Source organism: Nodosilinea sp. LEGE 07298, from assembly GCF_015207265.1.
Lineage (GTDB): Bacteria > Cyanobacteriota > Cyanobacteriia > Phormidesmidales > Phormidesmidaceae > Nodosilinea.
The window spans coordinates 1-7,023 of sequence record NZ_JADEXE010000329.1; the positions used below are offsets into that span (position 1 = coordinate 1).

The window sequence follows — 7,023 nt, forward strand, 5'->3', positions numbered from 1 at the left end:
CCCACCCAGCAAGAAATTCCAGCCCTCGCCGAGCTAGAGCTGGACATGAAAGCCCTGGCAGAGACCCCCGCCGCAGACCTGCCCCAAAAGCTAGCTGCCCTGCCCCAGGCCTACGCCCAGTGGATTGCCGACCAGACCGCCTTGATTGAAGATCCGGCTGAATCCCTGATAGAGCATCGAGAAGCCGCCAACCGAGCCCTAGAACGGTGCGAAACCGCCCTCAACCGCATCCAAGCGGGTATTGAGACGCTGCAGCAAAACCCCCAGGCGGCTCAGGCTTTTCAGTTTATGAATCAGGCCATGTACCTCCAGCGGCGGCAGTCGCTCTACGCCGCGAAGGTACGCCAGGGAGAAGCCACCGATAATGACCCCATCGAGAGCCCGACCTGGTTTCCCTTTCAGCTGGCCTTCATTCTGCTGAATTTGCCCAGTTCTACCGACCTGCACCACCGCGATCGCAGCCATGAAACCGATGCGATCGCCGACCTGCTCTGGTTCCCCACAGGGGGCGGCAAGACTGAAGCCTACCTGGGCCTGGCCGCCTACACCATGGGCCTACGACGACTCCAGGGCACCGTTGCTGGTCGCTCTGGGGCCGCTGGGGTGGCGGTGCTGATGCGCTACACCCTCCGGCTGCTGACCCTGCAACAATTTCAGCGGGCCACAGCCTTGATCTGCGCCTGCGAAGTGATTCGCCGTGAAGACCCTGTCACCTGGGGTAAAGAACCCTTCCGCATTGGCCTCTGGGTGGGGATGAAAACGACCCCCAACCGCACCGACGACAGCGAAGCCGTGATCGATGCCCTGCGCGGCAACCGACCACCCCCGAGCAGCGGATCGCCTTACCAGCTCACCGCCTGCCCCTGGTGCGGCTCAGCCATCGACAAAGGCAAGCACCTGTCGGTGAGTTCCTTCAAAAAGGGGACTGGGCGCACCCTAGTACACTGCGGCGATGCCCTGGGCCGCTGCCCCTTCAGCAAAAAGCAGGCCAAGGACGAGGGACTACCGATCGTTGTCGTGGATGAAGAAATCTACCGGCGACTGCCCACGCTGCTGATTGCCACAGTCGATAAGTTTGCCCAAATGCCCTGGAAAGGGGAGACCCAAATGCTGTTTGGGCAGGTGGATGGCTACTGCGATCGCCACGGCTACCGTTCCCCCGAGGTTGACGATTCAGACTCCCATCCAGCCCGCTACGGCCTGCCCAAGGCCAAAACCCAGCCCATCAATCCCCTGCGTCCGCCCGACCTGATTATTCAGGATGAGCTGCACCTGATCAGCGGCCCTCTGGGCACCCTGGTGGGCCTCTACGAAACCGCCATTGACCGACTCGCCTCCTGGGAGGTAGATGGCCAGCGGGTACGCCCCAAGGTGATCGCCTCTACCGCTACCATTCGCCAAGCCCAAGACCAGGTTCACAGCCTCTTCGTCCGCAAAGTCCAGGTGTTTCCACCCCAGGGGCTAGAGGTGGGCGACAACTTCTTCTCCCGCCAGCGTGCCCCCAGCGAAGAGCACCCAGGCCGCCTCTATCTCGGCATCTGTGCCACCGGGCGACGGCTCAAGGCCGCCACCATTCGCACCTATACCGCTATTTTGGCAGCGGCTCAGTCGCTCTTTGAGGAGTACGGCGATCGCGTCGATCCTTGGATGACCCTGGTGGGCTATTTCAACTCCATGCGCGAGCTGGGGGGCACCCGCCGCTTGGTAGACGACGACATTCAGCAACGGCTGAGGAAAATGGACCGGCGGGGGTTAGCCCGACGACAGCTGAGAAATATCGAAGAATTGACATCCCGCAAATCTTCAACCGATATTCCCCTGGTGTTGGATCAGCTAGAGACCTCCTTTGAGAACCAGCCCGAAGCGGCCAAGGAGTCGAAAGGTAAGCGCCGTCGGCCTCTGGATGTGCTGCTGGCCACCAATATGATTTCCGTCGGGGTCGATGTCAGCCGCCTGGCGGTGATGGCGGTAACGGGGCAACCGAAGACCACAGCGGAGTACATTCAGTCCACCTCGCGGGTCGGGCGGCGTTTCCCAGGGCTGGTGATCACCATTTTCAACTGGGCTAGACCCCGCGACCTCTCCCACTACGAGCGGTTTGAGCAGTACCACGCTACCTTCTACCAGCATGTGGAGAGCCTGTCGCTGACCCCGTTTTCGTCAGGAGCCATGGATCGAGGCCTGTCAGCCTTACTGGTGGCGCTGATCCGCTTAGCGAAGAGTGAGTTTAACCTCAACAACCGCGCCGGACGCATTCGCCGAGATGACCCCTATGTGCAGGACGCGGTTCAAACCATTGTCGATCGCGCCTGGTTGGTGTCTGGGTCTTCAGACGTCCGAGACTTGGTCAAAAAGGAACTGGAGTCGCGCCTAGACTACTGGCTCTACGAGGCCGAAGACACCACAGGTGGCAAGATCTTGGGCTACAAAACCCAGAAAGACGGTTTGACCCAGGGGCTACTCAAATCTCCTGGCACTTTAGATTGGGAACGCTTTACCTGCCTCAACTCCCTGCGCAATGTGGAGCCTACCATCGGCCTGATTTTGAACGACCAGGTGCCCGATGATGACTTCAGTCGAGCACCAAAACCGATGCCAGCGGGGAACCATGAGTAACCACTACAGGGTAGGTGAACTACGCCCTAGTCAAATTATGTTTTCCTTTGGGGTGGGCTCCATCGTAGATCTGCCCAACCTCTCGGCCATGGTGATGGGTCTCGATGAGTGGGATACCACCCAGTCCAATCCCCTGGCTGAGGAACGACTGCTAGCAGCGGTGCGAGAAGAACTGGGGCCACAGGTTCAGCGCCTGGTGCCGCCCCCGACTCCACCCGAGGATGATCTTGGCCCCACCAGTCCCTTCGACAAAAATGCTCGGGTCGGCATTCCCGTGTCGCCGTTCCCAGGGTGGGGCGTATGTCCCGCCTGCCGACTGCTGGCCCCCTTCAGCAAGGGCATGTTTGAATTTAAGCCCGATCCCTACCGGGCCGATCGCAACCGCTATATCCACAGCAACTGCCAGCGATCGCGAGGCAAATATGCACCTACTGTCATCCCCGCCCGATTCCTAGTCGCCTGCCGCCAGGGCCACCTGGATGACTTTCCCTGGCTCTACTATGTCCACCGGGGTGCAACCGACTGTCCCGGTGCCCTGCGCCTGTTGGAAGTGGGCGTTTCGGGCTCAGCGGCAGATGTGGTGGTGCGCTGCGATCGCTGTAACCAGTCGCGATCGCTCTCCGATGCCTTTGGCACCCCCGGCACCCAGAATATGCCCCAGTGCCGAGGGCGTAATCCCCACCTACGCAACTTCGACGACGACGGTTGCGAAGAGCAGATGAAATCGATTCTATTGGGTGCCTCCAATAGCTGGTTTCCGATGACCCTAGCCGTGCTCTCTATTCCGGGCACCCGAGACGAACTAGGGCAGCTGGTCGAGAAGCACTGGGCCGTACTCAAAGAGGTAGCCGGTATTAGTGAACTCTCCTTGTTACGACGCATCGGGCAGTTAAAACCATTCTCTACCTATACCGATGACGATCTATGGGCCGCCATCCAAAAACAAGCCCATCCCGAGGATGCTGAAGACGAAGACACCAAGAATCTAAAACTGCCTGAATGGTTGGTCTTCTCCGCTGCCGACCCGGCCCTCAATACCGATGACTTTCGCCTCAAGCCAGTTGCTCCACCCATAGGTTACGAGAGCTATATCAGCAAAGTAGTGCTGGTCGAACGACTCAGGGAAGTCCGTGCTCTAATTGGCTTTACCCGCATTGAGTTCCCAGGAGAGTTAAGCGAAGTGGGAACTCGGGCCGAGATTCCCATGGTGCCCCTCAGCCGTAGTGTGCACCCCCGGTGGGTTCCCGCCACCGAAATTCGCGGCGAGGGTGTCTTCCTTCAGTTCCAAGAAGCTGCCATTGCGGCCTGGATCAAGCGTCACCCGGCCCTGCAAGAGTACGAAAAGCGTAGCCATCAGGCCCACACCCAATGGCGCAAAGTCCGCAATATCGAGAACCCAGAAGAGCACTTTCCGGGCTTGCGCTACATGCTGCTTCACTCCTTCGCCCATGCCTTGATGAGACAGTTGGCGATCGAGTGCGGCTATGCTGCCGCCAGCCTGCGAGAGCGGATCTACTCTAGCTGCCCCGAAGACGATATTGCCATGGCCGGAGTCTTGATCTACACCGCTGCCCCTGATAGCGAAGGCACCCTTGGGGGCCTGGTCAATCTGGGACGTCCAGAGATACTGGGTCGCCATATAGATCAAGCTCTAGAGCAAATGCGCCTCTGCGCCTCAGACCCCCTCTGCGCCGATCACGAACCCAGTACAGAGCTGCACTGGGCTGCTTGCCATGCCTGCCTCTTCAGTCCGGAAACCTCCTGCGAACGGGGGAACAAGTATTTAGACCGGGCGCTCTTGGTGCCTACCATCAACTCAAAATCAGCGTCCTTTGCCTTCTTCCAGGATGTAGCCTCTCCGTGACCCCCTTATCGCCCCAACTGCTCGCTCAAATCCGTAATGTCGCCCAGACGCTGCCACCCGCGATGCTGGTGACGGTCATCGAGAATTTGACCAGCATAGATATGGGGATACAGGGATATGGCGTTAGCCAACAGCTCTGCCAAGCGCTACCCAATACTCAGTGGCGGCAGGACGTGCTTGACTTGCTCTCCCTATGGCAAGTAGAGTACCCAGCCTCAGGCCTGTTCGCCTTAACGACGGCCCTAGCCGCCGCTGCTCACTGTGAAGCAGAATCGCGCCGAGAATTGTCCCTGGAATTGGTATGGACAGGCCCCAATCCTCAATTCACTCCCCTAAGGCGAACCGACCAAGCTTTGCTGCAACTGATTCGTTCAGCACAAGAAAAGTTGCTCATCGTTAGCTTTGCGGTTTACAAGGTGCCAGAGATCGCTGACGCCCTAGACGACGCCTTGAATCGCGGCGTGTCGCTTCAAATCATCGCTGAGGCCCCAGACGAAAGCGAAGGTAAGATCGCCTATGGCTTGGTAGCCACATTCGGGCCAGATATATTAGACCGGGCACAAGTCCTGGTGTGGCCTATCGCGCAGCGTCCCAAAGATAGCTCTGGGAGGCATGGATCGCTACATGCGAAATGTGCTGTTGCAGATGGTAGGTGGGTCTTTCTTTCAAGCGCCAACCTAACTCACTATGCTCTGACGCTCAACCTGGAAATGGGAGCCTTGATCCATAATCGAGCGCTGGCAGCCGAAATCCTCTGCCAATTTCAAACCCTAGCGGAGGTTGGGATCCTATGCCCTCTTCAACTCTTAAACTAATCGTAAAGACGACAGCGGCTAAAGTCGATCGGTGGCCCTGTGGAGCAGTACACCAGGCTGCGCCCGGCTTCTAGGGCATCCTGGCTGGTGGGGTAGGTTTCGCCATCGGTCAGTGCCGCTAGTTCAGGGGTGATCACCCAGCAGAAAAAGCCCGTGGTGCGGCGGTGGGTGACAGCCACGATCCAATCGGGGAAGGCGATGAATTCGGTCACGGTCTGCTGGGTCATGTCTACCCCCTAGTGTTGGTAGGTTCAATCTCAGTTATCCCCTGGGGTCTGGATAACGACCTATTGCGATTTGGAACAAGTGTACTAAACTGATTCTCTAAAGACAACTGTTCTGGGGTTCAGGAGTCTTGTTCTGTACCACCGAGGGAATCATGGCAGGCCGGAAAAGCAGCAAAGCAGATACAGATTCACCCAAGAAAACACCAGAGCAGGTGGAGAAGGATAAGGCCCTAACGCTGGTGCTGGGCCAGATCGAGCGCAACTTTGGCAAAGGGGCAATCATGCGCCTGGGCGATGCTGCTCGGATGAAGGTTGAAACCATCTCCACTGGAGCACTCACCCTTGACCTGGCTCTAGGTGGTGGCCTACCTAAAGGGCGGGTGATTGAAATTTACGGCCCTGAGAGTTCGGGTAAAACCACCGTCGCCCTGCATGTTCTGGCTGAGGTGCAGAAGGCCGGTGGAGTCGCCGCCTTTGTAGATGCAGAGCACGCCCTCGACCCGATCTATGCCGCTGCCCTAGGGGTGAACGTTGACGAACTGCTGGTGTCCCAGCCGGATACCGGGGAGATGGGCCTAGAGGTGGTCGATCAGCTGGTGCGGTCGTCAGCCATTGATGTGGTGGTCATTGACTCGGTAGCGGCCCTGGTGCCCCGTGCAGAGATTGAAGGCGAGATGGGCGATACGCATGTGGGTCTACAGGCCCGCCTCATGAGCCAGGCGCTGAGGAAGATCACCGGCAGCATTGGTAAGTCGCAGTGTACGGTTATCTTCTTGAACCAGCTGCGCCAGAAGATCGGCATCTCCTACGGCAACCCAGAGGTCACCACCGGGGGCAATGCGCTCAAGTTCTATGCCTCAGTACGCCTCGACATTCGCCGCATCCAAACCCTGAAGAAGGGCACCGAAGAGTATGGCATTCGAGCCAAGGTGAAGGTGGCTAAGAACAAGGTGGCCCCACCCTTCCGCATTGGAGAGTTTGACATTCTCTTTGGCCAGGGCATTTCGACTATGGGCTGTCTGGTAGACCTAGCTGAGCAGCACGGGGTCATTGTGCGTAAGGGGGCCTGGTACAGCTACGAGGGCGAAAACGTGGGTCAGGGGCGCGACAACACCATTCAGCGGCTGCTTGAGGATGCTGAGTTTGCCCAGAAGGTTGAGGCCCAGGTGAGAGAGAAGCTGGAGATTGGCGGCGCTGCGGTGGAGGCTGATGTGGAGATTGAGGTGGAGGATGAGGCTGATATGGAAATTGAGGCGGCGGATGACATCCTAGGGGAAGAGGATTGATTCTTGATGCTGATCAACCAAAGAGCTTAATTAGTGGAGGTAATTTTAAGAATTAGTTTGGATTTGCAAGTAATTAGGTGAACTATTTGGCTCTCCTGGAATGAGTATGCTGAAGTAGCCGTTACTATACGTTATGGCTATGGTGCCTCTACTGACAGAGCTCTTGGGTTTACCCGGTATTGATGTTGAGTCGTACGACGAGACCGAGGAGGGTC

The 7,023-nt window shown here is 57.9% G+C and carries 5 protein-coding genes; 4 read left to right on the plus strand and 1 reads right to left on the minus strand.

The genetic code is table 11. The annotated features are described in order from the left end of the window. From drmA to drmC, 3 genes are all read left to right on the plus strand, one after another. On the plus strand, positions 1-2,616 hold a 2,616-nt coding region (gene drmA, locus IQ273_RS28330), incomplete at its 5' end, for a DISARM system helicase DrmA (RefSeq protein ID WP_194026463.1). Next, complete coding sequence (drmB, locus tag IQ273_RS28335; protein WP_194026464.1) at positions 2,609-4,480, plus strand: DUF1998 domain-containing protein; 1,872 nt, start codon at positions 2,609-2,611, stop codon at positions 4,478-4,480. The genes drmA and drmB, both read left to right, overlap by 8 nt. Next, positions 4,477-5,295: a DISARM system phospholipase D-like protein DrmC gene (drmC, locus tag IQ273_RS28340; protein WP_194026465.1), complete on the plus strand. Its 819-nt coding sequence runs from the start codon at positions 4,477-4,479 to the stop codon at positions 5,293-5,295. The genes drmB and drmC overlap by 4 nt, the downstream gene beginning before the upstream one ends. Here drmC and IQ273_RS28345 read toward each other — a convergent pair. Then, positions 5,292-5,522 (minus strand): hypothetical protein, encoded by a 231-nt coding sequence (locus IQ273_RS28345; RefSeq protein ID WP_194026466.1) that lies wholly within the window; start codon positions 5,520-5,522, stop codon positions 5,292-5,294. The genes drmC and IQ273_RS28345 overlap by 4 nt on opposite strands. Before the next feature lie 152 nt (positions 5,523-5,674). Between IQ273_RS28345 and recA the strand changes: the two genes are divergently transcribed. Then, positions 5,675-6,808, plus strand: a complete 1,134-nt coding sequence (gene recA / locus IQ273_RS28350) for a recombinase RecA (RefSeq protein WP_228054047.1) — start codon at positions 5,675-5,677, stop codon at positions 6,806-6,808. Positions 6,809-7,023 lie beyond the last annotated feature (215 nt).